This is a genomic window from Pseudarthrobacter sp. O4 (assembly GCF_050157025.1).
In the GTDB taxonomy this organism is placed as follows: Bacteria; Actinomycetota; Actinomycetes; order Actinomycetales; family Micrococcaceae; genus Arthrobacter.
This window is the reverse complement of record NZ_CP189591.1, coordinates 1,532,065-1,555,917: the sequence shown is the minus strand read 5'-3', so window position 1 is coordinate 1,555,917 and position 23,853 is coordinate 1,532,065. Positions and strand designations below refer to the sequence as shown.

General features: G+C 68.0%; 25 protein-coding genes. 11 read left to right on the top strand and 14 right to left on the bottom strand.

The features are described 5' to 3' along the window. The first annotated feature begins 22 nt into the window (after nucleotides 1–22). Nucleotides 23–1,090, top strand: a complete 1,068-nt coding sequence (locus tag ACQCSU_RS07080) for a UDP-N-acetylmuramate dehydrogenase (protein WP_426979036.1) — start codon at nucleotides 23–25, stop codon at nucleotides 1,088–1,090. A 32-nt stretch (nucleotides 1,091–1,122) separates the two neighbouring features. On the opposite strand, the gene ACQCSU_RS07075 is transcribed toward ACQCSU_RS07080, so the two are convergent. Next, complete coding sequence (locus ACQCSU_RS07075) at nucleotides 1,123–1,626, bottom strand: hypothetical protein (RefSeq protein ID WP_426979035.1); 504 nt, start codon at nucleotides 1,624–1,626, stop codon at nucleotides 1,123–1,125. 81 nt (nucleotides 1,627–1,707) lie between these two features. Between ACQCSU_RS07075 and ACQCSU_RS07070 the strand changes: the two genes are divergently transcribed. After that, nucleotides 1,708–2,823, top strand: a complete 1,116-nt coding sequence (locus ACQCSU_RS07070) for a winged helix DNA-binding domain-containing protein (protein WP_426979034.1) — start codon at nucleotides 1,708–1,710, stop codon at nucleotides 2,821–2,823. On the opposite strand, the gene asd is transcribed toward ACQCSU_RS07070, so the two are convergent. The 8 genes from asd to ACQCSU_RS07030 form a co-directional block, all read right to left on the bottom strand. Beyond that, on the bottom strand, nucleotides 2,820–3,962 hold the full coding sequence (gene asd / locus ACQCSU_RS07065; protein WP_426979033.1) for an aspartate-semialdehyde dehydrogenase: 1,143 nt from the start codon (nucleotides 3,960–3,962) through the stop codon (nucleotides 2,820–2,822). The genes ACQCSU_RS07070 and asd overlap by 4 nt on opposite strands. A 90-nt stretch (nucleotides 3,963–4,052) precedes the next feature. Continuing rightward, nucleotides 4,053–4,271, bottom strand: a complete 219-nt coding sequence (locus ACQCSU_RS07060; protein WP_426979032.1) for an NF038396 family protein — start codon at nucleotides 4,269–4,271, stop codon at nucleotides 4,053–4,055. Between the two features lie 2 nt (nucleotides 4,272–4,273). Next, nucleotides 4,274–4,864 (bottom strand): dihydrofolate reductase, encoded by a 591-nt coding sequence (locus ACQCSU_RS07055; protein ID WP_426979031.1) that lies wholly within the window; start codon nucleotides 4,862–4,864, stop codon nucleotides 4,274–4,276. Beyond that, nucleotides 4,861–5,664 (bottom strand): thymidylate synthase, encoded by an 804-nt coding sequence (locus ACQCSU_RS07050; protein ID WP_426979030.1) that lies wholly within the window; start codon nucleotides 5,662–5,664, stop codon nucleotides 4,861–4,863. The genes ACQCSU_RS07055 and ACQCSU_RS07050 overlap by 4 nt, the downstream gene beginning before the upstream one ends. 78 nt (nucleotides 5,665–5,742) lie before the next feature. Further along, complete coding sequence (locus ACQCSU_RS07045) at nucleotides 5,743–6,720, bottom strand: NUDIX hydrolase (RefSeq protein WP_426979029.1); 978 nt, start codon at nucleotides 6,718–6,720, stop codon at nucleotides 5,743–5,745. 10 nt (nucleotides 6,721–6,730) lie between these two features. Beyond that, nucleotides 6,731–8,980 (bottom strand): RNA degradosome polyphosphate kinase, encoded by a 2,250-nt coding sequence (locus ACQCSU_RS07040; RefSeq protein WP_426979028.1) that lies wholly within the window; start codon nucleotides 8,978–8,980, stop codon nucleotides 6,731–6,733. A gap of 140 nt (nucleotides 8,981–9,120) precedes the next feature. After that, nucleotides 9,121–10,116 carry a mycothiol synthase gene (gene mshD, locus ACQCSU_RS07035; RefSeq protein ID WP_426979027.1) on the bottom strand — a complete coding sequence of 332 codons (996 nt, stop codon included), beginning with the start codon at nucleotides 10,114–10,116 and terminating at the stop codon, nucleotides 9,121–9,123. A gap of 256 nt (nucleotides 10,117–10,372) precedes the next feature. Further along, complete coding sequence (locus tag ACQCSU_RS07030; protein ID WP_426979025.1) at nucleotides 10,373–11,071, bottom strand: winged helix-turn-helix transcriptional regulator; 699 nt, start codon at nucleotides 11,069–11,071, stop codon at nucleotides 10,373–10,375. Between the two features lie 227 nt (nucleotides 11,072–11,298). Here ACQCSU_RS07030 and ACQCSU_RS07025 point away from each other — a divergent pair, with 227 nt between their 5' ends. The 7 genes from ACQCSU_RS07025 to ACQCSU_RS06995 all read left to right on the top strand — a co-directional run bounded on the left by ACQCSU_RS07025 (nucleotide 11,299) and on the right by ACQCSU_RS06995 (nucleotide 17,435). Beyond that, nucleotides 11,299–12,033: a permease gene (locus ACQCSU_RS07025; RefSeq protein WP_426979024.1), complete on the top strand. Its 735-nt coding sequence runs from the start codon at nucleotides 11,299–11,301 to the stop codon at nucleotides 12,031–12,033. 184 nt (nucleotides 12,034–12,217) lie between these two features. After that, nucleotides 12,218–12,832 (top strand): FABP family protein, encoded by a 615-nt coding sequence (locus ACQCSU_RS07020; RefSeq protein ID WP_426979022.1) that lies wholly within the window; start codon nucleotides 12,218–12,220, stop codon nucleotides 12,830–12,832. Nucleotides 12,833–12,902: 70 nt separating this feature from the next. Next, entirely contained in the window at nucleotides 12,903–13,637 is a 735-nt protein-coding gene (locus ACQCSU_RS07015) for a flavodoxin family protein (protein ID WP_426979020.1), read from the top strand. A gap of 22 nt (nucleotides 13,638–13,659) precedes the next feature. Then, complete coding sequence (locus ACQCSU_RS07010; protein ID WP_426979018.1) at nucleotides 13,660–14,742, top strand: YgfZ/GcvT domain-containing protein; 1,083 nt, start codon at nucleotides 13,660–13,662, stop codon at nucleotides 14,740–14,742. Continuing rightward, nucleotides 14,739–15,134 (top strand): ankyrin repeat domain-containing protein, encoded by a 396-nt coding sequence (locus ACQCSU_RS07005; RefSeq protein WP_426979016.1) that lies wholly within the window; start codon nucleotides 14,739–14,741, stop codon nucleotides 15,132–15,134. The genes ACQCSU_RS07010 and ACQCSU_RS07005 overlap by 4 nt, the downstream gene beginning before the upstream one ends. A gap of 138 nt (nucleotides 15,135–15,272) precedes the next feature. Continuing rightward, nucleotides 15,273–15,836, top strand: coding sequence for a PadR family transcriptional regulator (locus ACQCSU_RS07000; RefSeq protein WP_426979014.1), 564 nt, complete (start codon nucleotides 15,273–15,275; stop codon nucleotides 15,834–15,836). 69 nt (nucleotides 15,837–15,905) lie between these two features. After that, complete coding sequence (locus ACQCSU_RS06995) at nucleotides 15,906–17,435, top strand: DHA2 family efflux MFS transporter permease subunit (RefSeq protein ID WP_426979012.1); 1,530 nt, start codon at nucleotides 15,906–15,908, stop codon at nucleotides 17,433–17,435. An 18-nt stretch (nucleotides 17,436–17,453) separates the two neighbouring features. Here ACQCSU_RS06995 and ACQCSU_RS06990 read toward each other — a convergent pair whose 3' ends face one another. The 5 genes from ACQCSU_RS06990 to ACQCSU_RS06970 form a co-directional block, all read right to left on the bottom strand. Then, a complete protein-coding gene (locus tag ACQCSU_RS06990) occupies nucleotides 17,454–18,164 on the bottom strand; it encodes a GNAT family N-acetyltransferase (RefSeq protein WP_426979011.1) in 711 nt (236 codons plus the stop codon). Nucleotides 18,165–18,246: 82 nt separating this feature from the next. Then, nucleotides 18,247–19,272, bottom strand: coding sequence for a 6-phosphofructokinase (locus tag ACQCSU_RS06985; RefSeq protein ID WP_426979010.1), 1,026 nt, complete (start codon nucleotides 19,270–19,272; stop codon nucleotides 18,247–18,249). A gap of 191 nt (nucleotides 19,273–19,463) precedes the next feature. After that, a complete protein-coding gene (locus tag ACQCSU_RS06980) occupies nucleotides 19,464–19,718 on the bottom strand; it encodes a PspC domain-containing protein (protein WP_426979009.1) in 255 nt (84 codons plus the stop codon). Nucleotides 19,719–19,721: 3 nt separating this feature from the next. Then, entirely contained in the window at nucleotides 19,722–20,030 is a 309-nt protein-coding gene (locus ACQCSU_RS06975) for a hypothetical protein (RefSeq protein WP_426979008.1), read from the bottom strand. Between the two features lies 1 nt (nucleotide 20,031). Then, complete coding sequence (locus tag ACQCSU_RS06970) at nucleotides 20,032–21,591, bottom strand: PspC domain-containing protein (RefSeq protein ID WP_426979007.1); 1,560 nt, start codon at nucleotides 21,589–21,591, stop codon at nucleotides 20,032–20,034. A 124-nt stretch (nucleotides 21,592–21,715) separates the two neighbouring features. On the opposite strand from ACQCSU_RS06970, the gene ACQCSU_RS06965 reads away from it, so the two are divergent. After that, entirely contained in the window at nucleotides 21,716–23,179 is a 1,464-nt protein-coding gene (locus ACQCSU_RS06965) for a PspC domain-containing protein (RefSeq protein ID WP_426979005.1), read from the top strand. Further along, a complete protein-coding gene (locus ACQCSU_RS06960; RefSeq protein ID WP_426979003.1) occupies nucleotides 23,176–23,850 on the top strand; it encodes a LuxR C-terminal-related transcriptional regulator in 675 nt (224 codons plus the stop codon). Before ACQCSU_RS06965 ends, ACQCSU_RS06960 begins: the two co-directional genes overlap by 4 nt. The last annotated feature ends 3 nt before the right edge of the window (nucleotides 23,851–23,853 follow it).

The window sequence follows — 23,853 nt, the reverse complement described above, 5'->3', positions numbered from 1 at the left end:
CGTTCCCGGCTAGGCTGGTGAGGTGACCCAGACACTGCTTTCCGCCCTGACCACGGCTGCCGTCGGCGGCCCCGCCGGCAACTTCATCGAGGCCCGCACTGAGGCCGAAATCATCGACGCCGTCCGCTCGGCCGACGCCGCCGGCGAGCCGCTGCTGATCATCGGCGGGGGTTCCAACCTGCTCGTGTCCGACGACGGGTTCCCCGGGACCGTCCTGAAGATCGCTTCGGACGGGTTCACCGTCAACGCCGAGGATTCCTGTGGCGGGGTGGCCGTCGTGGTCCAGGCCGGCCACAACTGGGACGCGCTCGTGGAGCACGCCGTGCTGCACGCCTGGTCCGGCATCGAGGCGCTGGCCGGTATTCCGGGCGCCACCGGCGCCACGCCCGTGCAGAATGTCGGGGCCTACGGTTCCGACGTCTCCCAGACGATCGCCGCCGTGCGCACCTGGGACCGGGAACGCAACGCCGTCCGGACCTTCACGAATTCGGAGCTGAAGTTCGGCTACCGCGATTCCGTCCTCAAGCAGACCACCGTCAACGGCTCCCCGCGCTTCGTGGTTCTCACGGTGGAGTTCCAGCTTCCGCTGGGCCGGATGAGCGCCCCGGTCCGGTACGCCGAACTCGCCCGGACCCTCGGCGTCGAGGCGGGCCGCCGGGCGTACTCGAATGACGTCCGGCGCGAGGTGCTCCGGCTAAGGGCCTCCAAGGGCATGGTCTCGGATCCTTCGGACCGGGATACCTATTCCACCGGTTCGTTCTTCACGAACCCGATCGTGCCGGCGGAGTCGGCTGCGCAATTGCCGGCAGACGCTCCCCGGTATCCGGGCGGAACGGACGGGCTGACGAAGCTCTCGGCTGCCTGGCTGATCGACCAGGCCGGGTACGGCAAAGGCTTCGGGCTCGACGCCGGCAGCGTCTCGGGCGGCCGTGCTTCGCTGTCCACGAAGCACACCCTGGCCATCACCAACCGGGGCGGCGCGCGGACCGAGGACATGCTGGCAATCGCGCGGGAGGTGCGGCGCGGCGTCGTCGAACGCTTCGGCATTGAACTGCACCCGGAACCGCTGCTGATCGGCGTGGAGCTCTAGGAAACGGCGTCTGCCGCCGGCACAGTTGCCGCTTAGCTCCGGCGGCCGCGCGGGGAAACCTTGCTGAGCCGGGAAACCTTGCTGAACAGCATGAAGGTGAAGCCCGACGCCGCGGCGCCCAGCAGGAAAACCTGGCAGAACGCCACGGACTGCGCGCTGGGTCCGCTCCGGAGCAGCAGACCGGCGCAGGCGAAGACGACGGCCCCGGCGAGCAGGGCCAGGGAGCCCAGCAGGAAGCTCTGCACCGTGGCTGGTAGCTCCGCCCCGGTCTCGAGCCGGAGTTCCGCGTCCCGCGGCTCGGCGGTGCGCCGGGCTTCGGCGCGCCGCTGCAGCGCGGCGGCCGTGACGAAGGCGGCCACGGAGACGGCCATACACACGCTGGCGACAAGCTGCATGGTGCTCATCATGGGGGAGAGGCGGGTGCCGCTGGCGATCGCGACGGCCAGGCCGGCAGCCATTCCGGCCGCGCTAGAGGCCCAGCCCAGCAGGGCAAGCTTCCTGCACAGGGGCCGCAACAGCGGCCACATCTCACTCATGGTCATGTACCAAGCGTAGGCAGTCCTGCTGGAAGGCGGCTGGGAACGGCCGGTGCGGAGGCAACGGCCTACGATGGGTCCATGACAGCAGTGGTGCGCGCCCGGCTGAGCCGGGGGACCATGGGCCGGCTCCGCCTGGCCTCACAGGGGCTGACCGGCCCGGGGCTTGGAACTGTCCCGGACGCCGTCCGGTGGATGACCGCGATGCAGGCGCAGGACCTGCCGGCCGCGCTCTGGGCCGTCGGGCAGCGGGTCCCCGGTGCCCGCCTGGGCGAGGTCCGCGGCGCGCTGGATCGGGGTGAGATTGTCCGCTCCTGGCCGATGCGCGGCACCCTGCACCTGCTGGCTCCCGAAGACCTGAAGTGGATGCTGGCGATCACATCCGAGCGGCTCATCCGGGGGATGGCGGGACGGCACAGGGAGCTGGAGATCACGGCAGCGGACGCGGAGGTGGTGCGTGAGGCCGCGCTTGGGCTCGTGTCCGGCGGCGGCTCCGCGACCCGGGCCGAGCTGTTCCAGGCCTTTGAAGATGCCGGCCAGTCGGCGGCGGGCCAGCGGGGCATCCATCTGCTGGGGATCCTCTGCCAGCGGGGATGGCTGGTGCAGGGGCCGCCGGCCGGCAACCAGCAGCGGGTGGTCGCCTTCGACGAGTGGATCAAGGAGTCGCGTTCACTGGGCCGCCAAGAGGGCATCGCCGAGCTGCTGCTGCGTTACCTGCGCAGCCACGGACCCGCCACGGAACGTGATTTTTCCTGGTGGGCGGGCGTCCCGCTGACCGAGGTCCGCGCCGCCCTCGCCGCCGTGAAGGACGAGCTGGTGGAGCTGGAGTTTGAAGCGAAGAGCTACTGGCTGTCGCCGGAGACGGCGGCGCTGCTCGACGGCGCCGTCCCCGGGGCACGCTCGGTGCTGGCGCTGCCGGGCTTTGATGAGTTCCTGCTGGGTTACGCGGACCGGTCGCTGGTGCTCCCGGCGGAGCATTCGAACAAGATCGTGCCCGGCGGCAACGGGATGTTCAAGCGGACCATCGTGGCAGGCGGCGAGGTGGTCGGCACGTGGGCGGCGGCACGGAACGGCGCGGGGGCCGGCGTCGTGCCTGAGCCCTTTGACGGGATTAACGGACTGCGGCCTGCGGTCCAAAAGTCCTTTGAGCTGCAGGCCGCGAAGTACCGGAAATTTCTCGGAGTTGACCGGAGCTAGAGCGTGCCGGTGGCGATGTTGAGCATGCGGCGCAGCGGTTCGGCGGCGCCCCACAGCAGCTGGTCGCCGACCGTGAAGGCGCTGATGTACTGCGGACCCATCTCGAGCTTGCGGATGCGGCCCACCGGGATGTCCAGGGTGCCGGACGCCGCCACCGGAGTGAGATCGGCCATCGAGGCTTCCTTGGTGTTCGGCACCACGGTGGCCCACTCATTGTCAGCGTCCAGGAGCTTCTCGATCTCGGCGACGGAGAGGTCCTCGCGGAGCTTGAGCGTCAGGGCCTGCGAGTGTGAGCGCATGGCGCCGATCCGGATGCACAGCCCGTCCATGATGATGTGGTTCTCGCCGGACGTGCCGAGGATCTTGTTGGTCTCCACCCCCGCCTTCCACTCCTCCTTGGACTGGCCGTTGCCGAGGTCCGCGTCGATCCACGGGATCAGCGAGCCGGCCAGCGGCACGCCGAACTGGCTGGCGTCGATGTCGGTGCGCTGGTGTGCCAGGACCTTGCGGTCGATCTCCAGGATGGCCGACGCCGGGTCGTCCAGTTCGCTGCTGACCTCGGCGTTGAGCGTGCCGAACTGGCTGAGGAGTTCGCGCATGTGCCGGGCGCCGCCGCCGGACGCCGCCTGGTAGGTCATCGAGGTGCCCCATTCGACGAGGCCGTTCTTGAACAGCCCGCCCAGGCCCATGAGCATGCAGGAGACGGTGCAGTTGCCGCCGATGTAGTCCTTCACGCCGCCGGAGAGGCCGGCGTCGATCACGTCGCGGTTGATCGGGTCCAGCACGATGATGGAGTCGTCGTTCATCCGCAGGGTGGAGGCGGCGTCGATCCAGAGGCCGTCCCAGCCGCGGCTGCGGAGCTCGCCGTGGACCTGCTTGGTGTAATCGCCGCCCTGGGCGGTGACGATAATCGGCAGCTTAGCCAGCGTCTCGACGTCGAACGCATCCTCGAGCTTGCCGGCCGCGCCCGCGGCAGCACCGGCAACAGCCGGGGCGGCACCTCCGGCGTTCGAGGTGGAGAAAAATACCGGGTTGATGTTGGCGAAGTCGCCCTCGTCCTGCATACGCTGCATCAGGACGGAACCGACCATGCCACGCCAACCGACCAGTCCAACGGACGGAGTAGCTGCTGTAGTCATTGGCCCAGTTTAGACTTTGCGGCCGGCAGGGCGCAGTCGGTTACGTCACCCGGTAAGCCGTGGACGCCGTCGCGATCGACGCGGAGGCCGCTATTCGCCGTCGGGCTCGGCCAGCAGAGCCGATTTTCGCTTCCGCAGGGCATAGACCGCGCCGAAGGCGAAGAGCTGGGTGACCACGACGAGCACGATCGCCCCTGTGATCTTGTTGCCGCCCAGGATCATGGTCAGTCCCACGATGGCGGAGAGCAGCGCCAGCAGGGGCAGCAGCATGTAGCCGAGGACAAAGAGGGTTTCGGGTTTCTTCGGCATTCCTAGGCCTCCGTCCGGCGCCAGAGGGTGACGCGGTAGCGGGTCCCGTTGTCCGCGGTCAGCCAGCCGTCGGCGGGCAAGGACGCGCCGGCCGTCCAGTCGTAGCCGAGCTCGGGGGCGAAAGTATCTCCCTCGGTGGCGGAGTCGATCGTGGTCACGACGGCGACGTCCGCAAGGTCCGCAGACTGCGCGAAGATCTCCCCGCCGCCGATGATCCAGACCATCTCGTGGCCGGGTGCGAACTGCGATTCCAGCAGCGCGTCGTCGAGGGATTTGACGGCGATGGCGCCCTCGGCCGCGGCTGTGCCGCCCCAGCCTTCCTGCCGGGTGATGACGATGTTGGTCCTGCCGGGCAGCGGGCGGTACTTGTCCGGGAAGGATTCCCAGGTCTTGCGGCCCATGATGACCGGGTGGCCCGCGGTGAGCCGGCTGAAGTGCTTCAGATCCTCCGGCAGGTGCCACGGCATGCCGCCGTCCCTGCCGATGGCTCCGGTGCTGGTCTGGGCCCACACCACGCCGAGGCCGGTGAGGGAGGCGGCGAGTTCCTCGGTGAAGTTGGTGGGCTGCGCCTCGGGGCTGGCTTCGTTGCTCATACGGCTATCGGGGCCTTAATCGTCGGGTGGTGCTGGTATCCGACCACTTCGAAGTCATCGAGGGTGTAGTCGAAGATGGAGTCCGGTTTACGGGTGATCTTGAGCTGCGGGGAGTCGTAGGGTTCCCGGGCGAGCTGCTTGAGGACCTGGTCCATGTGGTTGTCGTAAATGTGGACATCGCCGCCGGTCCAGACGAACTCGCCCGGTTCCAGCCCGGTCTGCTGGGCGATCATGCAGGTCAGCAGGGCGTAGGATGCGATGTTGAACGGCACCCCCAGGAAGGTGTCCGCCGAGCGCTGGTACAGCTGGCAGGAGAGTTTCCCGTCGGCGACGTAGAACTGGAAGAAGGCGTGGCATGGCGGCAGGGCCATGTCCTTGAGCTCGGCCACATTCCAGGCCGAGACGATGTGCCGGCGTGAGTCCGGGTTGGACTTGAGGTTCTCGATGAGTGCGGCGATCTGGTCGATGTGGCCGCCGTCGGGGGTGGGCCAGCTCCGCCACTGGACGCCGTAGACCGGGCCGAGTTCACCGTCGGCGTCGGCCCATTCGTTCCAGATGGTGACGCCCTGGTCCTGCATCCATTTCACGTTCGTGTCCCCGCGCAGGAACCAGAGCAGTTCCACGGCGACGGACTTGAAATGCACACGTTTGGTGGTGATCAGGGGGAAGCTCTTGCTCAGATCGAAGCGGAGCTGGCGGCCGAACACGCTGAGCGTGCCGGTCCCGGTACGGTCCGATTTGTGCGTGCCGTGTTCCAGGACATCGCGCAGCAGGTCTTCATAGGGCGTTGGAATGCTCACCGTCCCAGTCTACTGATCCGCCGGGCTCCGCTCATTCGTGTTGCCCGCCAAGTCTCGTCCGCACGACGGATCGGGGCCTCAGTCGTCGAAGGGCCGGAACCGTTCCACGGCCACGATCTTGTTCTTGCTGCCGTGCGCCACGTGGCACACGATGATCTCGCCCGGGGCCAGAAAGGGGTCCGCGGACGGCAGCTTGTCCCGGAGGCGCGAGTTCATGTGTTTTTCGAGCTGCTTGAAGACGGTCGGCAGCGCCGGGCGGTGGGTGCACAGGGCCACGGGCCGCTGTTTGTCGAACAGGGCTGCCACGACGGCGGCCGTCTTGTGCGGGCTGCGGCCGTGCCGGTGTTCGGTGAGCGACTCGTTGAGCTTCACCTTGGCATCCGCGGCCTTGGCGTACGGCGCGATGGTGGCCACACACCGAAGCCAGGGGCTCGAGACGATCCGTGAGGGTTTCCACGCCTGCAGGAGCCGCCCCACCGCCTGGGCCTGCCGCAAGCCGGTGGCGGCCAGCGGGCGCTCTCCCTCGGCCTTGGTCCAGGAGGAACGCGGTTTGGCCTTGGCATGGCGCACCACCAGCAGCGGCCACGTCGCCAGTTCGCCGCGGTCATGGGCCGCCACCAGATGTTCGAGCGGGGTGACGTCGCTGGGATTGCTCAGCAGGCGCGCGGCCCTCTCCGGGGAGCACCACATCACGCTGTCCACTTCCTTGCCGTCGGGCACGATCCTCGCGCCGTCGACGTCGACGGCCCAGTAGTGGACCACCTTCAGCCCGGCGGGCACGTGGTAGTGGATGGGAGGCAGCGGGATCCCCAGCGGGGCGCTGAGCCCGATTTCCTCCTGCACCTCGCGGCTGGCGCACTCCGGCACCGTCTCGCCGGGATCGATCTTGCCCTTGGGCCAGGACCAGTCGTCATACCGTGGACGGTGGATCAGCAGGACTTCGAGCTGGTCCTTCGTCGCCGAATTAAGGCGCCAGGGGATGGCGCCGGCGGCGGTGACCGCAATCGCTTCGCCCGGGTGGTCCGTCTGGTCCGCAACCAGTGAATCGCTACTCAACGCCACAGCCCTACCGAAGGCCTGCCGAGCGCTGCCGCGAGCGGGATGCGAGCAGCCAGGACTGGACGTCCTCCAGATTTTGGCCGTCCTCGCTGAGATGGTGGCGCTCCCACTCTCCCCGGCTGTCCAGATGCCAGCCGGCCGTCCCGGGATCCATGTAGCGGCGGAGCATGTCCAGGACATACGTCGTGTCGTCCCCGCTGGTGAGCTGCACGAGGGCCTCCACGCGGCGGTCCAGGTTGCGGTGCATCATGTCGGCCGAACCGATGTAGACCACCGGGGCGCCGGCGTTGGCGAACGCAAAGACGCGGGAGTGTTCGAGGAACCGGCCGAGGATGGAGCGGACCGTGATGTTCTCGCTGAGACCGGGGACGCCCGGGCGCAGCGAGCATATACCGCGGACAATGACGTCCACCGGGACACCGGCCTGGGACGCCCGGTACAGGGAATCGATGATGGCCTCGTCCACCATCGAGTTGACCTTGATCTGGACGCGGGCAGGGAGGCCTGCCCTGGCATTGCGGATTTCGGTTTCGATCCGGTCAATGAGCCCGGACCGCACCGAACGCGGTGCCACCAGGAGCCGCTTGAAGGTGGACTTGGGCGCGTAGCCGGAGAGCTGGTTGAAGAGCTTGGAAAGGTCTTCGCCCACCTGCTCGTTTGCCGTCAGCAGCCCCAGATCCTCGTAGTAGCGGGCAGTGCGCGGGTGGTAGTTGCCGGTGCCGATGTGGCAGTAGCGGCGCAGGCCGTCCACTTCCTGGCGCACCACCAGGGACAGCTTGCAGTGCGTCTTGAGTCCCACGATGCCGTAGACCACATGGACGCCGGCCTGTTCCAGTTTCCGGGCCCAGGAGATGTTGGCCTGTTCGTCGAAACGGGCCTTGATTTCCACGAGGGCCAGGACCTGCTTGCCGGCTTCGGCGGCGTCGATCAGCGCATCGACGATGGGGGAGTCGCCCGAGGTGCGGTACAGCGTCTGCTTGATGGCCTGGACCTTCGGGTCCGAGGCGGCCTGCTCCAGGAACGCCTGGACGGAGGTGGAGAAGGAATCGTACGGGTGGTGCAGGAGGATGTCCCGGCGCCGCATGGCCGCGAAGACATTGGCCGCCTTGGAGGTCTCCGATTCGTTGAGGTACCGCGAGGTGTGCGGGACGTGCTTCGGGTAATGCAGGTCCGCACGGTCGATTCCGGCAATGACGGAGAGGCCGCGCAGGTCCAGCGGGGCCGGAACAGAGTAGACCTCGGATTCCTCGACGCCCAGCTCGCGGATCAACAGGGCCCGGATGTTCGGGTTGATGTCGTTGGTGACCTCGAGCCGGACGGGAGGCCCGAAACGGCGGCGCAGGAGTTCCTTCTCCAGCGCCTGTAGCAGGTTCTCGGCGTCGTCCTCTTCCACTTCGACGTCTTCGTTGCGCGTGACGCGGAAGGTGTGGTGCTCGAGTACCTCCATGCCGGCGAACAGCTGGTCCAGGTGGACGGCGATGACTTCCTCGAGGGCGATGAAGCGGGCCACCCGCCCGGGAATGGAACCCGCGCGCGGACCGTCAATGGAGATCAGCCGGGGCAGCTGGTCCGGGACCTTGACGCGGGCGAAGAGCTCCTTGTCGCTGACCGGGTTGCGGACCACCACGGCCAGGTTGAGCGAGAGTCCGGAAATGTAGGGGAAGGGGTGGGCCGGGTCCACAGCCAGCGGCGTCAGGATCGGGAAGACCTTCTCGGCGAACATGGCGCTGAGCTGGTCCTGGGCCTGGGAATCCAGTTCCTCCCAGTGCATGAGGTGGATGTGTTCGTAGGCCAGGGCGGGGCGGATCTGTTCCGCGTAGACCCGGGCGTGGCGCTGCTGCAGCCGGTGGGCGGCTTCACCGATCTGCTCCAGGACCTGCATGGGGCTCAGCCCTGCGGGGGAGGTCACGGCGAGTCCGGTGGCGATCCGGCGCTTCAAGCCGGCGACGCGGACCATGAAGAACTCGTCCAGGTTCGACGCGAAGATGGACAGGAAGCCGACCCGCTCCAGCAGGTACAGATTCGGGTCTTCGGCCAGTTCCAGGACACGGGAGTTGAAGGCGAGCCAGCTCAATTCGCGGTCCAGGAAGCGGTCGGGGCTGATGTCGCCCTCCGGTTCCAGGTTCGGTGCGAACTCGGGAATATCGATCCGGTCCTGGGTGGCGCGGGAGGCCGGCACTTCGGAGGAGCCGAAACGGGCACGTACGGGACGCACCTTTTCTTCAGACGTGGCGGTCCGGGCAGAATCCCGTTGCATGGTCTCTCCTAAATACTGGCGCGATTTAGCTTCAACCTTACAAGCAATCAGATTCCGCCGAGCCCAGATTTCGGCCCCGGCCGGCCGCATGTCCGCCGACTGGATTATGGGCGGGAGGAACGGCTGGAGGAACGGCGCAACTAGCGCCCGTCAAGCGGGGCATACATGACGTCGACGTCCCAGCGGGTGAAGCCCAGCCGCCGGTACAGCGAGACGGCAGGGATGTTGTCGGCGTCGACATAGAGCATCACCGCGTGCAGGCCCTGCTGCTGCAGGTGCCTGATGCCGGCGACGGTCAGAGCCTTGCCGAGTCCGGTGCCCTGCGCGGCCGGCGTGACGCCGACGACGTACACCTCGCCGATCGCAGGATGCCCGCCGTGCCGGGGGTGCACCTTGGTCCAGTGGAAGCCGAGCAGCCGCCCCCCGGAGTCCTCGGCAAGCAGGAAGCCGGCGGGGTCAAACCACGCTTCGGCCATCCGCGCGTCCAGGTCGGCGCGCGTCATGTTCCCCTGCTCCGGGTGGTGCGCGAACGCGGCCCGGTTCGCCGCCAGCCAGGCGTCCTCGTCCCGGCCCGGAACGAACGCCCGCACCGTGACGCCTTCCGGCAGGGCGACGTCGGGCAGCTCCGCCGCCGCCGTGGTCAGTCGCATCTTCCACAGTTCGCGGAACGGCCCGTAGCCATAGCGCGCCGCCAGTTCCGCCGCCGCCTCATGGTTTCCATGCGACCAGGCCTTGAGGCCGGCAAAACCGCGGGTGTTCCTGAGCTCGCGCACGAGCCGGTCCGCCACGCCCTGATTGCGGTAGCTCGGGTGGACGGCGACTTCCAGCACCCCGGTGCCGTCCGGCTCCTCGACGACGACGGCGAAGCCCGCCAGGTCCTGCGCTGTTGCGGGGTCGGGCTTTTCATCGCCCGAATCATCGGGGGCGTACAGGGCGAGCGTCAGCACTGTATTTGTACCTGCGGTCTTGCCGGTGTCCGCGGCACTGAGCGTCACAAGCGTTTGTTCGGACAGCGGCGGATTGCCGTCGGATTCCTCTGCGGCAGCCGCGAGGGCTTTGACGTCCCTCAGAAGCTGCTCCTCCGCAGCTCCCTTGGCGACGAAGACGGGCCAGTTTTCCGGATGCGCAGGACTCATGGTGCAAGGCTATACGCTGGGCCTCGGCGGGGCCGATTTTGTTGTTTCCGGACCTGTTACGTATAGTCGTTAACTCATCCGGCGGTCCGCAGCACAAAGAGCCAGTCCGGTTGCGAGGGGGATCCACCACTGGGGTGGCCTCGATACGTTCGACCCGTATGTCCTCCACTCACATAGCAGAAAGCCCCGGACTCCACAGAGTCCGGGGCTTTCCATTTGTCTCGTGTCAGGTCCGGTGGAACTGCGCGGCCGGTGCTCAGGCCTCGCTTAGTTCCTCTTCCGGATGACGGACCAGGGTCAGGCGGTAGCCGACGTTGCGGACGGTGCTGATGAGGTTCTCATGGTCGGCGCCGAGCTTGGCCCTCAGCCGCCGGACATGGACGTCCACCGTGCGGGTGCCACCGTAGTAGTCGTAGCCCCACACTTCGGTCAGCAGCTGCGCCCGGGTGAAGACCCGGCCCGGGTGCTGCGCGAGGTACTTGAGCAGCTCAAATTCCTTGAACGTCAGGTTCAGTGCCGCCCCGTTGACGCGGGCGGTGTAGCTGGCCTCATCAATCACGACGCCGGCGGCGCGGATCTCCGTCGGGGTGTCGTCCTGATCCGGCACGGCGCGTGCGACGCCCAGCCGGATGCGGGCTTCCACCTCGGCCGGTCCGGCGGACTCCAGCAGGATGTCGTCCACGGCCCAGGCCGAGGACACAGCGGCCATGCCGCCCTCCGTGAGAATCAACACCAGCGGCGCGCTCAAGCCGGTGGCCTTGAGGAGCTGGGTGAGGGAGCGGGCGCCGACCAGGTCCTTGCGGGCGTCCAGCAGGACGATGTCACAGGGGTCGGTATCCAGCAGTGCGGTGGGTTCGGCCGGAAGGATGTGGACGCGGTGGTTCAGTAGTTCCAGCGCAGGCAGGACGTCCACCGATGAGCCGGTGCTGTTCGTCAGGAGCAGGATGTGCGACATGGTTCCTCCAAGGGGTGTCCGCGCATCGTTGGGCGTCTGTAGCTGAAATCGAGTATACCCAACGGCCTCTTTCCACACACGGTCCCGTCACCTGGCGCGGGTCCTTTTGCGACATAAAACGTTCACATAAGGCAGGATTGATCCGTCAGGGCGCGCAGCCTTGAAGATGGCGATCAGCTCGAATTGGGGTCCGCAGTGAGCGAAGGTACGGCATTGGCGGGTAGTCAGTGAAGACATGGAGCATAGGAATCATCGGCCTGGCCGGTCTCGCAGCCATCATCGGCGGCGCCTACTCCTCACCGGTTGCCCTGCTCGCCGTCGCATCGCTCACCGCGGCCGGCGTCGGCATCGGCTGGCCCCACTTCCTGGGCATCCCCGCCAAGAAAACCCTGGCCGCCCTGATAGGACTGCCGGGCGTGGGGTCCGCCGTCGCAGCCACCTACCTTCCCGCCCCGGGCTTCCTGAACTGGACCCCGTCCTTCCTGGCCGCCGGCGTCATGGCCATCTTCGTGATGCAGCTGCTCCGCGGCACCGGCCAGGCCCAGCGGCTTGAATCCACGCTCGGTTCCTGTGCCGGCGTCCTGTTGTCCTGTCTCGGAGCGGGCTGGATCGCGTGCTCCCGCTTCAACGGGGTCCGGGAAATGCTCCTCGTCGCGGCCATCAGCGCCGCAATTGCCTTGATGGCGGGCCTGATCCGCTGGCCGGACAGGATCGTCGCGCCGCTGGGTATCATCGGAGCGGGACTGGCCGGCCCGCTCGCCGGGCTGGTGTTTTCCGATATCGCCGTCCTGCCGGCTGCCCTCGTCGGCGTCGTCGTGGGGTCCGTGCTGGTGAGTTTCCGCCGCCTGGTGGTCCTCCGCGGCGAAGCGCTCAACCTCCCGGCGGCCCTGGGGATGGGTCTGGGGCCGGTCTCCGCCGTCGGCTCGCTGGCATACTTCATAGACAAACTACTCATCTACTAACGCGTTAGGATGACATCATGTCCGTACTTGCATTTGAGATCTTTTTCCTTGTTCTGCTTGGCATCGCCAGCCTTTCCATGGCTTGGTTCGCCGGCTTTGTGGTGTACCGCCTCTTCACAGGCCAGAAGTAGACAGCCAGAAGCTAAGACCCGTCCAGAAGCCGTAGTTTCCAGAGGTAGCCACCGTGCCTATTGAAATACCTACAGATCTGACACCCGAAATCGTTCCCCTGTCCTGGCTCATTGGTGAGTGGGAGGGCCCCGGCCGCCTTGGCGCCGGGGACGAGGACTCCGAGCACTTCCTGCAGCACGTCTCCTTCACCCACAACGGCCTGCCGTACCTCCAGTACCGGGCCGAGAGCTGGCTGACCGACGACGAGGGCACCAGGTTGCGTCCGCTGGCTGTGGAAACCGGCTTTTGGGCCCTCGAGCGCAAGCAGCGCGAAGAGGACAGCGGGCCAGGCCTGACTCCGGGTGACATTGTCCCGGTCCTCAAGAGCGCCGACGAGGTCGAGGCCCTGCGCAACAGCGACGGAGGCTTCGACATTTCAGTCTCCGTCGCCCACCCCGGCGGGATCTCCGAGCTGTACTACGGCCAGATCAAGGGCCCCCAGATCCAGCTGAGCACCGACATGGTGATGCGCGGAAGCCATTCGAAGGAATACACTGCCGCCACCCGGATCTTCGGACTCGTGGACGGCAAGCTGCTGTGGCGCTGGGACGTGGCGACCGGCAAGGGTTCGACGCCGGGTGGCGGGCTGGAGGCACACGCCTCCGCCATCCTCGACAAACTCAGCTGACGGCTCTGCCGGGAGCGTTTGAGGTCTCACTGATTTTCAGTTGTCCGCAACGAACGCAGGGAGCAAGGCAGTGACTGAAGAAGTAGCCACCCCCGTGGGCAAGAAGAGCTACGGCGATCTCAAAGCCGTGTACTTCAACGGCACGCTCAAGAAGTCGCCGGAGACCTCCAACACCCAGGGCCTGATCGACATCAGCCGCCGGATCATGGAGAAGCAGGGCGTCACCACCCGGGTGATCCGCACGGTGGATCACGACATCGCCAGCGGCGTGTATCCGGACATGCGCGAGCACGGCTGGCAGAGCGATGAATGGCCCGAGCTCTACCCCGCCGTCCGGGAAGCAGACATCGTCGTCATAGCCGGACCCATCTGGCTGGGCGACAACTCCTCGCAGACCAAGAAGCTGATCGAACGCCTCTACGCGCACTCGGGCCAGCTGAACGAGAAGGGCCAGTGGGCCTTCTACCCCAAGGCGGGAGGCTGCCTCATCACCGGCAACGAGGACGGCATCAAGCACTGCGCCATGAACGTCCTCTACAGCCTCCAGCACATCGGCTTCACCATTCCCCCGCAGGCCGACGCCGGCTGGATCGGCGCCGTCGGGCCCGGGCCGAGCTACCTCGACGAAGGCTCCGGCGGCCCGGAAAGCGACTTCACTAACCGCAACACCACCTTCATGACGTGGAACCTGCTGCACCTGGCCCGGATGCTCAAGGACGCCGGCGGCATCCCGGCCTACGGGAACCTGCCCGAGGCCTGGAAGGCCGGTACCCGTTACGACTTCGAAAATCCGGAATACCGCTAGACCCTGAGGACTTCTACTAGATATGACTTACACGAGCCCATTGTTGTCGCGCCCGGGCGCGGTCGAAGCCGGCGGCGCTGACGCGGGCGTCGCCTCCCACTACGGTGAGCCGCTGCGCGAGCAGCGGGCGCTGGCCGCCGGCACCGCCGTCGTCGATCTCTCCCAGCGCGGGGTGGTCACGGTGAGCGGGCCGGACCGGCTGAGCTGGCTCAACACCCTGTCCTCCCAACAGGTGACCAGCCTGCCGGCCGGCCAGTCCACCGAACTGCTGCTTCTCAGCGTGCAGGGCAGGATTGAATTCGACGCGCACGTGGTGGACGACGGCGCGACCACCTGGCTGATCGTGGAGGCGGCCGAGGCCGCGCCGCTGGCCGAATGGCTCAACCGGATGAAGTTCATGCTCCGGGTCGAGATCACGGACGTTTCGGCGGACTGGGCCGTGCTGGGCGCCACCCGCCCGGTCCCGGAGTGGTCCGGGCTGCAGGTCTGGGAGGATCCCTGGCCGCACGTCGGCACCGGCGGCTACTCCTACGCCGTCGTGGGCGAGGACGCCCATCCCGGGCTGGAACGTCCCTGGTTCGAATACCTCGTCCCCGCAACGGAGCTCGGAGCCACAGTGGGAGAACGGCCGCTTGCCGGCGTCTGGGCAGCCGAGGCGCTGCGCATCGCCGCGTGGCGGCCCCGCTGGGGTGCCGAAACCGATGACAAGACCATCCCGCACGAACTCGACCTGCTCCGCACCGCCGTGCACCTGAACAAGGGCTGCTACAAGGGCCAGGAAACCGTGGCCCGCGTCCACAACCTGGGACACCCGCCGCGCCGGCTGGTCTTCCTGCAACTCGACGGCTCGCAGCACACCCTGCCCGCCGCCGGCAGCGAGGTCCGCGTGGGTGACCGCAGGATCGGCACCGTGACCTCCGTGGCGCAGCACTACGAAATGGGGCCGGTGGCCCTCGCCGTCATCAAGCGCTCCGTGGCACCGGAGGAAGTCCTGACCGTCCTCGACGGCGATGAGCCCTACACCGCGGCGCAGGAAGTCATAGTGGCTCCGGACGCCGGCCAGGTCGTCGGACGGCAGACCGGATTCCTGAGGGGGACCCGGTGACAGGCGGGACCGCCGCGCCGGATGACGAGACGCTCGCCCTGGCCCATAAGCTCTTCGATGCGGCCCGGGACGGGGACAATGCGCTCCTCGGCAGCTACTTCGCCGCGGGGGCGCCCGCAACACTGACCAACTCCGGCGGGGACTCCCTGCTGATGCTGGCGGCCTACCACGGCCATGCCGGCACCGTCCGGCTGATCCTGCAGCACGGCGGTGACGCCAATGCCGCCAACGACCGTGGCCAGACGCCCCTCGCCGGAGCCGTGTTCAAGGGCTACTCCGATGTCGTGGAGGCGCTCGTGGAGGCGGGAGCCGATCCCGATGCGGGCACGCCCTCCGCGCGGGCCGCCGCGCAGATGTTCGCGCGCACGGACATTATCGCGCTGCTCGGCTGAGCACGCGCCGGGCGGCTTCCGGGGCATCTTGCGTCCTAATACTCCCTGTGGAATAGTTCTTGTGGAATAGCCGCTGCTTTGAAGGACTGCGCTGATGGACCCTGCGCTGATGGACCCTGCACTGAAGGACCCTGCACCATGGCCCGAGCCACGCCTCTGACGGCCCTGGGCGTCGCCGCACTCTCCCTGCTGGTGGAGGAGCCGATGCATCCCTACGAGATGTACCAGCTCCTGATGGCCCGGCACGAAGACCGGCTCGTCAAGGTCCGCCCGGGAACGCTCTACCATGCTGTCGGACGGCTGGAAGAGCAGGGGCTGGTCGAGGCCACGGGCACCGACCGTGAGGGCAACCGTCCCGAACGCACCACCTATGAGATCTCCGAGGCGGGCCGGGAAGCCCTGATCCAAAGGCTCCAGGACATGCTCGCCAAGCCTGTCAACGAGTACCCTTCGTTCCCGCTGGCCATCTCGGAGGCGTACAACCTGCCGGCCGGCGTCGTGGTTGAACTGCTCGGCCTGCGTCTGGCGGACCTGCAGGGGCAGTTGAACTTCCTCGTCGCCGCGGAGGAACGGGTCCAGGCGAAAGGCGTCGAGCGCAAGTACTGGATCGACCTGGCGTACCAGCAGACCATGCTGCGCGCCGAGATCGGCTGGATCCGGAACCTCCAGGACCAGCTCGGTGGCGGACAGTTGCCCTGGTAGCCCCTTCCGGAAGCGGGTCCGCCCCTTCCGCATTCTTATCAACCCACCCATCAGCACTTAAGGAATTCCATGGAAAACGTAGCCAGGCCGTGGCCGGCACTCTGGTCCCTGGTGATCGGCTTCTTCATGATCCTGATCGACACGACCATCGTCTCGGTGGCCAACCCCAAGATCATGGAAGGCCTGAACGCTGACATCAACGCGGTGATCTGGGTGACCAGCGCCTACCTGCTCGCCTACGCCGTGCCGCTGCTCATCACCGGCCGGCTGGGTGACCGCTTCGGCCCGAAAAAGCTCTACCTGACGGGGCTCGTGGTCTTCACGCTGGCCTCGCTCTGGTGCGGTCTGTCCGGCGACGTCCAGACCCTCATCGAGGCCCGGGTGCTCCAGGGCTTCGGCGCAGCGCTGATGACACCGCAGACCATGGCTGTCATCACCCGGATCTTCCCGCCGGACCGCCGCGGGGCCGCGATGGGCATCTGGGGCGCCACAGCCGGCGTCGCCACCCTGGTGGGACCGATCCTCGGCGGTGTCCTCGTGGACGGCCTCGGCTGGGAATGGATCTTCTTCATCAACATCCCCGTGGGCATCGTCGGCTTCATCCTGGCCCTGCGCTACGTTCCGGCCCTCAGCACCCACCCGCACAAGTTCGACATCCCCGGCGTGCTGCTCAGCGCCGTCGGGCTCTTCCTGCTGGTTTTCGGGATCCAGGAGGGCGAGACCTACAACTGGGGGACCATCACCGGACCCATCACGGTCGGGGGGCTCATCATCGCCGGCCTGGTGGTCCTGGCGGCCTTCGTGGTGTGGCAGCGGTACAACAAGGGTGAGCCGCTGCTGCCGCTCTCACTCTTCAAGGACCGCAACTTCTCCCTGGCGAACATCGGCATCACCACGGTCGGTTTCACGGTGACGGCCTTCACCCTGCCGCTGATCTTCTACTACCAGATCGTCCGCGGCCTGACCCCGACCCAGTCCGCGCTCATGATGGTCCCGATGGCGCTGATCTCGGGCGGCCTCGCCCCCGTCGTCGGCAAGATCATCGACCGGGTCAACCCGAAATACATCACCGCGTCCGGCCTGCTGCTGATGTCCGTGGCGCTGTTCTGGAACGCCTCCCTGATGCACCCGTATACGCCGATCTGGCTGTTCCTGCTGCCCAGCGCAGTGCTCGGCTTCGCCAACGCCGGGATCTGGGCGCCGCTGAGCACCACCGCCACCCGGAACCTGCCGCCCCGGCAGGCGGGAGCCGGCGCCGGCGTCTACAACACCACGCGCCAGATCGGCGCGGTCCTTGGCAGCGCCGCCATCGCGGTGCTGATCCAGGCCCGGCTCGCGGCGGAGCTCCCGGCAGCTCCGGGAGGGTCCGGGGAGGCCAGCCCGATGTCGTTTGGCGGCACCCTGCCGGCGGCTTTGCACGAGGGCTTCTCGACGGCGATGGGCCAGTCCATCCTGCTGCCCGCGGCGGTCATCCTGCTCGGTGCCGCGGTGGCGCTGTTCTTTGCCAAACCCCAGCCGACGCACGGCTGGGGCGGCGCCCCCGGTTCCTCGCCGGCGCAGGCCTCAGCCGGTGAGCAGTCCGCGGCCAGGCGGCGCTGACGTCAGCCGGCATCCGGATCAGCCCAGCAGCACGCTGGTCTGGATGCCGCCGGCGGCAAAGCCCACGCTCCGGGCGATGGCGAGGGAGCCCTTGTTGCTGACGTCGGAGCGCCATTGGAGCGTCAGGCCGGAGGCGAGCGCCTCGTGGGCGGCGATCGAGGCCGCCAGCGAGCCCAGGCCCCGGCGGCGCCACTCCGGATCCACCAGGACGCGGACGTCGGCGAGGATCCCCTCCCACTCCGCGTACGCCCCGCACGCCACGGGAACGGACCGGCCGTCGTCGTCGCGCATGATCGTGTAGCGGTGCGGCAGCTCGGACAACCGCACCTCGTTGACGTCGTCCGGCGGGCAGCGGCCTTCCAGCTCCACGGCGTCCGGGTTCCCGTGCGAGACGGTGAGCTCCTCGGCGGGCTGCAGCAGGGGCAATTCGTCCGCGAAAAAGAGTGCTGCCGCGCCCAGGCCGTGGCCGCCATGCGGCCGGGTAAGGGTGAGGAGGGTGACGTGCTGGGCGAGTTCCTCATCGGAAATCCCGACGGCGGCATCCAGTACCCATTGCGGCCCCACCAGGGCGGAGGTGCCGAACAGGCGGACGAAGTCGACCGTGCGGCGGGACTCGTCCGCCCGGGTGAGGCGTTCGCCGGCGGAAGCGGCGAGGTCGGCGTCGTCGAATCCCAGGTGGCGCGCCCATGCGAGGTGGATAATGTCAGCGGAACCGGGCTCAAGACTCATGACTCAACCCTACCTACCGGCGGCAGCACCGGCGGCGCGGCCGCCGGGAGGCCGTCACGAATCCCTCGCAGCCGGACACGGCTCAGCCGAAGAGGACAGCAGCCTCGTCATAACGGTCCTGCGGGACGGTCTTCAGGTTGCCGAGGGCGGCATCGAAGGCCACGTGGACGATGTCGGTGCCGTTGAGGGACACCATGGTTCCCCAGCGCCCTTCCACTACCGAGTCGATGGCAGCCATGCCCAGGCGGGTGGCCAGCACGCGGTCGAACGCCGTCGGGACACCGCCGCGCTGGATGTGGCCGAGGACGGTGGCGCGGGTCTCGATGCCCGTCAGGGCCTCGAGTTCGGGGGCGAGGCGTTCGGCGATGCCGCCCAGGCGGGGCCGGCCGAAGGTGTCCATGCCGCGTTCGGAGTGCGGCGTCTCCTGGCCGTCCGGGACGAAGCCCTCCGCCACCACCACGAGGGGAGCGCGGCCACGGTCGTGGGCAGATTGGACCCAGTCCGCGATCTGCTGCATCGAGGCTTTCTGCTCCGGGATCAGGATGGCGTGGGCACCGGAGGCCATGCCGGCGTGCAGCGCGATCCAGCCCACGTGGCGGCCCATGACCTCGGCGATCATGCAGCGGTGGTGGGATTCTCCCGTGGTGCGCAAGCGGTCGATCGCCTCGGTGGCGATCTCCACGGCAGTGTCGAAGCCGAAGGTGTAGTCCGTGGCGTCGAGGTCGTTGTCGACCGTCTTGGGGACTCCCACGATCTTCAGCCCGGCATCCGTGAGCCGCTTGGCCGCTGCAAGGGTTCCTTCGCCGCCGATGGCGATGATGGCGTCGATACCGAGGCGGTCCATGTTGGCCTTGATGACCTCGGGGCCGCCGTTGTTTTCGAAGGGGTTGGTGCGGGAGGTGCCAAGGATGGTCCCGCCCTGCTTGGCGATGCCGCGGACCAAGGTCCGGGGGATGTCGATGATGTCACCCTCGACGACGCCGCGCCAGCCGTCCAGGAATCCCACGAATTCGTGGCCGTGGACGGCGATGCCCTTCAGGACGGCGCCACGGATGACGGCGTTCAGTCCGGGGCAGTCTCCGCCGCTGGTGAGGATTCCAATTTTCATGTCTCGGCTCAAATCCTGGTTCGAAGGTGTACAGGCAGAGCGCCACGCTGAGCTCACCCTAGAGTCTAATGGCGGATGTGGGGCAGGACACAAACGGTTACTACGGCGAAGTGCCCCCGCCGTTAAGGCGGGGGCACTGGCTGGGGCACTTCGGGATGGGTCCGGCTACCAGGGCGGCTCAGCGGACGGCCTCAGGGCCGGGTCGAGCGCTTCTCGAGGAAGGACTCGAGCACGATTGCGTTCCGCTGGTCCGGAAGGATCAGCCACGCCGCGAGATAGAAGACGAAGGCGGGGCCGGGAAGCAGGGCGAAGAGCAGGAACGCGATCCGGACGAACGCCACGTCGACGTTCAGCTTTGCGGCGATCCCGCCGCAGACCCCGCCCAGCCAGCGCTGCGGACCACGTTTCAGGCCAAGGCCCCTGACGGTGCTGAAGAATTTATCCATGGTTCAAGACTTCCCTGTCGATGAATCTTTGTCACGTCCGCGGGCTGAGAGCAGCCCGCCTATCACGAGTGCGGCCCCGGCTCCGATCATCAGGCCGATCAGGACATAGGTGCCGTTCAGGGCCACCAAACCAAGCCTGGAGACGATGATCAGCGCGGCGAGGGCCAGCACGATCAGCCCCCAGACGATGGTCCCGACGCGGGCCGGGGAACCGTTCCGCGGTTCCGACTCTGCCGGCTGCAGCGCAGTGGTCGGCACGCTGCCCGCGGCGCTGCTTGTCGACTTGCCTGCCGCTGATTCATAGCTGCTCATGTCAGTTTCCTTCCTGGATCGTCACGTTACTCACGGTGCCGGAGATCCTGAGGATCAGCCGCGCCCCGGGCTGGCCCGTGTTGTAGTCGTTCTGCTGGGTGGTCATGCCGCCGTGGCTCCGGCCGCCCTCGTTGAGGTTGCCCATAGTCATGTCGGCCTGGATCTGCACGGGCACGGTCTGCGGGATGATCACGGTCACATTGCTCGCCGTGACGTCGACGGGGACGACGACGTCGGAGCCCAGCGGCGGGTTGAGTGCCAGCCTGGTGAGGTCAACGGTGCCCCTGCCGCCGGTGATCTCAAACCCGCCCCGCGCCTGCTCGATGCTGGCCGGGGACCAGTCGGCGTTCTGGAAGCGGAACCTGTCGCCGTTCGGGACCACGTTGAAGATGCCGCCGATGATCAAGGCCACCACGGCGAAGAACCCGAGGATGCCAGAGGTGCGTCCGCGGAGCCCGGCGAAGAGGATCCCGAGGCCCAGGACAGCCGCCCCGCTTGCCCACACGACGGCGTTGCTTGAGTCGCCGAGGCCGATCGCGTGGGCGGCGTCGAGCGCCTTGAGACCGCCGCCGACGAGGAGGGCGAGCCCGGCCGTTACTGCCACGGCCGGGGCGCCGGGGCCAAGGTTGTGGGGCTTGGCCGGGAGGACAGGACCCCCGCCGGGGCCAGGGCGGTAACCGCCGCCGGGTGGGGGCGTCGGGCCGGACGGCGGGGGTGCGTCCCAGGCCGGGCCGGGCACCGATGACTGGTCATACCCGGACTGGCCGTAGCTGGGCTGGCCGGCCGGGGCTGCATGGCTTGCCGGGCCGCCGGGATGGGCGCGCGAGGATATTCCGTCTGTTCCGTTCCGGGTCTTATGGCGTCGGGCCACGTAGTAGATGAGGTAGCCGATGCCGCCCAGCCAGACGACGGTCCAGATGAAACCGCCGAAGCCGTGGCGGTCCCAGCCCCAGACGCCGCTGCCCAGACCGGGCAGGCCGATGAGGGTGGTGATCAACGCGCCGGTCATCCCGCCGTTCCACCGGCCCGCGGCGGCCTCCTGCACGTGGATCCGTCCGTCGGGCTCGGGCAGCAGCGCCCAGGCGAGACCGTAAAGGAGCACGCCGACGCCCGCGAAAATGGCCAGGACAATGAAGATGCCGCGGACGATCAGCGGGTCGACGCCGAGCCGCTGCGCGATGCCGCTGGCAACGCCACCTACCCAGCGGTCACGTCCGCGGTGGATTCCCTGGCTCCGGACCCAGTCGAAAAAAGACTGCGACTGGGCACCGGCCGGCGGAGGTGTGGCGCCGTAGTAGGGCGGGGGCAGGGTGCCGGATCCGGCCGGCTCGCCGGGCGGATACAAGGGCGGGGCCTCCGGAGTGGGACCGCTGCGCGGAACGTCCGGTGCGCTCTGGGCGCCGGCGTCCGCCGGAAAATCCAACGGGATGGTCGGGGAAGTGCCGGCCGGAGGGGAGGCCGGAGTCTCCGAGGCGGCGGAAGAGGCTTCGGAGGGTCCACTGCCCGCCGCGGGGCTGGACGGGTCCTGGCTTTCATCGGGGTGCGGAGTGTGCGGATTCATACTTCGATCCTCCCGTTCGCGGCGTTTCCGCTCTACTGGGGGATACCCTGAACTGTCCCTGAGTCATCCCTGGTCGGGGGCGAAAACCGGTCCGGGGAACCCTGATCCGTGCTTGGATTGATGCATGACAACCGCCGTTCCCCGCCCGCCGCTGGTCCGCGGCGGCGACCGTGTGATTGCCGGCGTGTGCGCGGGCCTCGCCAATCACTTGGGCTGGCCGGTGCGGATGGTCCGGATCGGCATGGTGGTCGCGGCGCTCGCCGGCGGCGCCGGCGTCGCGTTCTACGCCTGGCTCTGGATCATGGTCCCCACGGCGGACGAAAGCGCCAAGCGCAATGCCCGCCTTCCGGCGTCGCCCATTGCCCCGGCGGTGAGCGCGCCGTTTGTCGACCCTTACCCGGGTGCTTACCAGGGCCCCGCGCCTGCAGGCTACGGGGCACCCCCGGATTTGCCGTCGCAGTCCACGGGCCCCTTCTTCGCGGGGGACCCTGGGGCGCAGGACGCTCCGGCACCGACCCGGGGCCCGGCCGCTGCGGCCGCTGCGTCCACTGCGGCTATGGGGCGTTGGCCGAACCGGGTCCGGAGCATGCCGTACGGAAAGGAGATCCTGCTTGGATCCGGCCTGCTGCTGGCCGCGGGAATCCTGATCGCCCGGCTGCTCGGACTGGATGTTCCGCTGGGGACCCTTATCCCGGTGGCCGCCATTCTGGGCGGCGCCGCCATCGCCTGGATGCAATTGGACGAGACCCGCCGGGCGGGACTCGTGGACAAGACCAAGGCCGACCAGGCCGGCGGCTGGGCCCGGCTCGCGGCCGGACTCGCGCTGGTAGTGGCCGGTGTCCTGGTGATGGTCTCCGGCTCGGGTTCGTGGGAGCAGACCTGGCTGGCTTTGCTGGCCTCCGTCGCGGTGCTCGGCGGTGTGGCCCTGGTGCTACTGCCCTGGGGGCTGAAGTTCTGGCGCGACCTCGAGGCGGAACGCGCCGGCCGCGTCCGAGCCACGGAACGGGCCGAGATCGCCGCCCACCTGCACGACTCGGTGCTCCAGACTTTGGCGCTGATCCAGCGGCGCGCCGGCAACGAGCACGACGTCGTGCGGCTCGCCCGCGCCCAGGAACGCGAGCTGAGGGGCTGGCTGTACCGGGACCCGGGCAAGGAAGCCGGGCAACTGTCGGAAGGCATCAAGGTGGCCGCGGCGGACGTGGAAGATGCGCTGGGCCACGCCGTCGAAGTCGTGAGTGTGGGGGACTGCGCCATGACTGAACGGCACGAGGCCCTGGTGCAGGCAGCCCGCGAGGCCATGCTCAACGCTGCCCGCCACGGCGGAGGCGCCGTGTCCGTCTACCTGGAAGTGACCGACGGCGCCGCGGAAGTCTTTGTGAAGGACCGCGGGCCCGGGTTCGATCCGGATTCGGTCCCCGCCGACCGGCTCGGCGTCCGCGAATCGATCATCGGCCGGATGATCAGGCACGGCGGCACCGCCGCCATCAGCAGCAACCCGGACGGCACCGAGGTCCGGCTCCGGCTGCCACTGCCCGCCGCCACGGCCGCCAGCACGGCCACCGCCGACAACGGAGAGGTAAAACTGTGAGCAACGCAGATACAGGAGGGGCGCCCCGGGCAATCCGTGTCGTCATCGTGGATGACCACGCCATCTTCCGGTCCGGTCTCAAGGCCGACCTGGACACCGCCATCGTCGTCGCGGGGGAAGCCGGAACGGTCGACGAAGCCATTGCGGTCATCGCCGCGGTGCGCCCCGACGTCGTGCTGCTGGACGTCCACCTGCCCGGCGGTCTCGGCGGCGGCGGCCGGGAGGTGATTGCCGGCTCCGTCCCGCTGCTGGGCAGCACGCGGTTCCTGGCCCTGAGTGTTTCCGACGCGGCGGAAGACGTCGTCTCGGTCATCCGGGCGGGCGCGCGCGGCTATGTCACCAAGACCATTTCCGGCGCGGAAATTTCCGACGCCGTCCGCCGGGTCGCCGGGGGCGACGCCGTCTTTTCGCCCCGGCTCGCGGGCTTCGTCCTGGACGCCTTCGGCACCGCACCCGCGGACATCGCCGACGACGAATTGGACCGGCTCTCCGGCCGGGAACTCGAGGTGATGCGGCTGATTGCCCGCGGCTACAGCTACAAGGAAGTCGCCAAGGAGCTGTTCATCTCGATCAAGACGGTCGAAACCCACGTCTCGGCGGTGCTGCGCAAACTCCAGCTCTCCAGCCGGCACGAACTGACCCGCTGGGCGGCCGAACGCCGCCTCCTCTGACCC

Bases quoted from the DNA above. Each gene is read 5' to 3' on its own strand.
- ACQCSU_RS07060 (WP_426979032.1), bottom strand. From the start codon at position 4,271: ATGCCGAAGAAACCCGAAACCCTCTTTGTCCTCGGCTACATGCTGCTG.
- ACQCSU_RS07040 (WP_426979028.1), bottom strand. From the start codon at position 8,980: ATGCAACGGGATTCTGCCCGGACCGCCACGTCTGAAGAAAAGGTGCGT.
- ACQCSU_RS06970 (WP_426979007.1), bottom strand. From the start codon at position 21,591: ATGAATCCGCACACTCCGCACCCCGATGAAAGCCAGGACCCGTCCAGC.
- ACQCSU_RS07070 (WP_426979034.1), top strand. From the start codon at position 1,708: ATGACAGCAGTGGTGCGCGCCCGGCTGAGCCGGGGGACCATGGGCCGG.
- ACQCSU_RS06985 (WP_426979010.1), bottom strand. From the start codon at position 19,272: ATGAAAATTGGAATCCTCACCAGCGGCGGAGACTGCCCCGGACTGAAC.
- ACQCSU_RS07000 (WP_426979014.1), top strand. From the start codon at position 15,273: ATGGCCCGAGCCACGCCTCTGACGGCCCTGGGCGTCGCCGCACTCTCC.
- mshD (WP_426979027.1), bottom strand. From the start codon at position 10,116: ATGAGTCCTGCGCATCCGGAAAACTGGCCCGTCTTCGTCGCCAAGGGA.
- ACQCSU_RS07010 (WP_426979018.1), top strand. From the start codon at position 13,660: ATGACTTACACGAGCCCATTGTTGTCGCGCCCGGGCGCGGTCGAAGCC.
- ACQCSU_RS07030 (WP_426979025.1), bottom strand. From the start codon at position 11,071: ATGTCGCACATCCTGCTCCTGACGAACAGCACCGGCTCATCGGTGGAC.
- ACQCSU_RS06995 (WP_426979012.1), top strand. From the start codon at position 15,906: ATGGAAAACGTAGCCAGGCCGTGGCCGGCACTCTGGTCCCTGGTGATC.
- ACQCSU_RS06965 (WP_426979005.1), top strand. From the start codon at position 21,716: ATGACAACCGCCGTTCCCCGCCCGCCGCTGGTCCGCGGCGGCGACCGT.
- ACQCSU_RS07075 (WP_426979035.1), bottom strand. From the start codon at position 1,626: ATGAGTGAGATGTGGCCGCTGTTGCGGCCCCTGTGCAGGAAGCTTGCC.
- ACQCSU_RS07055 (WP_426979031.1), bottom strand. From the start codon at position 4,864: ATGAGCAACGAAGCCAGCCCCGAGGCGCAGCCCACCAACTTCACCGAG.
- ACQCSU_RS06980 (WP_426979009.1), bottom strand. From the start codon at position 19,718: ATGGATAAATTCTTCAGCACCGTCAGGGGCCTTGGCCTGAAACGTGGT.
- ACQCSU_RS06990 (WP_426979011.1), bottom strand. From the start codon at position 18,164: ATGAGTCTTGAGCCCGGTTCCGCTGACATTATCCACCTCGCATGGGCG.
- asd (WP_426979033.1), bottom strand. From the start codon at position 3,962: ATGACTACAGCAGCTACTCCGTCCGTTGGACTGGTCGGTTGGCGTGGC.
- ACQCSU_RS06975 (WP_426979008.1), bottom strand. From the start codon at position 20,030: ATGAGCAGCTATGAATCAGCGGCAGGCAAGTCGACAAGCAGCGCCGCG.